A 2,438-nucleotide genomic window follows, 5' to 3' on the forward strand; every position below is an offset into this window, starting at 1 on the left:
GCCATAGAATCACACACGCGAAAACAACGAATGCGGGGACGGCAGAATGGCTAAACAAAATTTACGAAGTCAAATTAGTAAAGAATGGTCAGAAATGATTTGCAGACAAACTCTGGAATATGGAACTAATAATTTTTCCTTAGGATACTCCTCAACGTGGCTGCATCCGTCTCTGCCAACGATCCCTTGGCCAGTGCAATATCAATGGTGTGAAAACTCAAGGATTTAAAAAGATTCATTAATTCCGGCGTCTTGGAATCAATTTCAACAAGATGCTGTTTGATTGTTTCAATATCGCCCCTGGCAATGGGGCCGGTAAGGGCCTGGGGGATGCCGATGGATTGTATATTGGTCAGGGTGCCGTGGATCAGGGGCTGCAGGGCACTGTAGGCAGCCGGGCCGGAAATGCCCGCTTCGGCCAGCAGCCTGAAAGCGAGTGACAACAGTGTTACGAGATAGTTGGATGCCACTACCGCCGCGGCATGATAGAGGGTCTTGGCTGCAGTCTGGATGGTCAGGGGGGTCGCACCAAGGGCTGCGGACATTTCTCTTGCAGTGGCCAGCGCCTTGGGTTCGCCTTCCACGGCAATGATGATGCCCTTAAAGGGATTGCGGCTGAAATCATCGGCGGCAAAGCTCTGCAGGGGGTGCATCGATCCCAGAGCAGCGCCGCAGCTGCCGGCGGATGAAAGAATGGTCGAAGGCAGCGCCCCGCTGCAGTGCAGGACCACGCTGCCGGATTTAAAGCCCTTGTTTTCGGCTATCAGACGGCAGGTGTCGGCAATGGCGCCGTCCGGGGTGGTGATCAGAACCACATCGGCGGAAGGTGTGATTTCCCAGGGGATGTCGCTGTAGCGGCCGGTGTTTAAAAGGTCCGCCGCTTCTTTAGCGGAAGAACGGCTTTTGCTGGCGGTTCCAACGGCATCATATCCGGCGGCCGCTAAAAATTTCCCCAGCGCTTTTCCGACCTTGCCGCATCCGACGATGCTAAACGAACATCCCATGGCTAATAGCAGTGCTCCTTGCCCGGGAAGGTCCCTTTTTCAACGTCTTCCGCGTACTGGTTGATGGCGGTCTTGGCCGTATCGATGAGGCGGGCGTATTGTTTTGCAAATTTGGGGACGTGCCGGTCGTTTAAGCCCAGCAGGTCGTGCAGGACCAGGATCTGACCGTCGCAGTCCGGCCCGGCGCCGATGCCGATGGTGGGAATTTTCAGGGTGGCCGTTATCTTTGCGGCAATATCAGCCGGGATGCCCTCCAGGACGACGGAAAAAGCCCCGGCCGATTCCACTTCAAGGGCATCGGCCAGCAGACGCTCCGCATCGCGCTGGACGCGAAACCCGCCCATCTGATGGACTGATTGCGGGGTCAGGCCGATGTGGGCCTGGACCGGGATGCCGGCTTCGGAAATGGCCTTGATGGTTTTGCTGACCGCTGCCCCGCCCTCGAGTTTGATGGCGCTGGCCGTGGTCTTTTTTAAAAAACGCCCCGCATTGGAGACCGCTTCGCTGATACCGGCCTGGTAGGACATGAACGGCATGTCCCCGATTACCATGGCATAAGCGGCGGCATTGGAAACGATGCGGGTGTGGTAAACCATCTCATCCATGGTAACCGGCAGGGTGCTCTGTTCTCCCTGCACCACCATCCCCAGAGAGTCTCCCACCAGAATCATGTGTACGCCGGATTCATCCACCATTTTGGCAAAGGGATAATCATAGGCGGTGAGGGCGACAATTTTTTCACCCTTTTCCTTCATCTTGTAAAGCGTGGTCAGCGTAACTTTAGACGGCATCCCTGAATCCTCCTAACTTATTATTTTTATATATTATTTATAAAGTGTCGGATAAGCTGTCAAGGGAAATATGCAGGTTGTTTCGTAATTTGAGGTGATTTTATAATCTTGAGTCTTTTAGACAGGCTGAAGGCTGAAGACTAAGGTTATCACCCTTGCCAGCTGACGAATCCTTAATTCTCCGCCGGTCTCCAAGCCCCGACCCCCGTTTCTACTGTTTATCAGGCGACCATGCGGCTGGTCTTCACGGTCGTACGATAAATTGTTTTGAAGATTACTTTGACGGTTCACAAAAATATTTCCGATTGAGTTGTAAGGATTAGGCAATGTTCAATAATTACTTTCAGGAAAACCCCAAGGCTGTTTTCATCCTGATGGAACCCGGTCAATCCCCCATGGAATGGAAGGGGGTGCGGGTGTACCTCGAAGAGGTGGCCACTGAAACCGCGGGGGCGATGGCTGAAAAGATCCGGGCGCAGATTGCCGAAGTTGCCGGCGAAAAATCCGCCCGGGCCATCCATGCTGCCGTGCGGTTTCGGATCACCGAAGTGCGGCCGCTGATCGATCCTAAGTGCTCTAATTCGTAATTACTGTGACGTATTTTATGCGGCCATTTTTTCAAGGAGGCCAGTATCTGAAGAAA

At 53.4% G+C, this 2,438-nt stretch carries 3 protein-coding genes; 1 reads left to right on the forward strand and 2 read right to left on the reverse strand.

Annotation, left to right across the window (positions count from 1 at the left end):
* Positions 1–125: 125 nt before the first annotated feature.
* Complete coding sequence (locus P1P89_23110; protein ID MDF1594414.1) at positions 126–1,004, reverse strand: DUF2520 domain-containing protein; 879 nt, start codon at positions 1,002–1,004, stop codon at positions 126–128.
* 2 nt (positions 1,005–1,006) lie between these two features.
* Positions 1,007–1,795 (reverse strand): 3-methyl-2-oxobutanoate hydroxymethyltransferase, encoded by a 789-nt coding sequence (panB, locus tag P1P89_23115; GenBank protein ID MDF1594415.1) that lies wholly within the window; start codon positions 1,793–1,795, stop codon positions 1,007–1,009.
* Positions 1,796–2,121: 326 nt separating this feature from the next.
* On the opposite strand from panB, the gene P1P89_23120 reads away from it, so the two are divergent.
* Entirely contained in the window at positions 2,122–2,382 is a 261-nt protein-coding gene (locus P1P89_23120) for a hypothetical protein (protein MDF1594416.1), read from the forward strand.
* Positions 2,383–2,438: the final 56 nt, after the last annotated feature.

The sequence above is a fragment of the Desulfobacterales bacterium genome, assembly GCA_029211065.1.
Classification (GTDB): Bacteria; Desulfobacterota; Desulfobacteria; order Desulfobacterales; family JARGFK01; genus JARGFK01.

Coding starts and splice junctions, on each gene's coding strand:
- P1P89_23110 (MDF1594414.1), bottom strand. CDS start 1,004: ATGGGATGTTCGTTTAGCATCGTCGGATGCGGCAAGGTCGGAAAAGCG.
- panB (MDF1594415.1), bottom strand. CDS start 1,795: ATGCCGTCTAAAGTTACGCTGACCACGCTTTACAAGATGAAGGAAAAG.
- P1P89_23120 (MDF1594416.1), top strand. CDS start 2,122: ATGTTCAATAATTACTTTCAGGAAAACCCCAAGGCTGTTTTCATCCTG.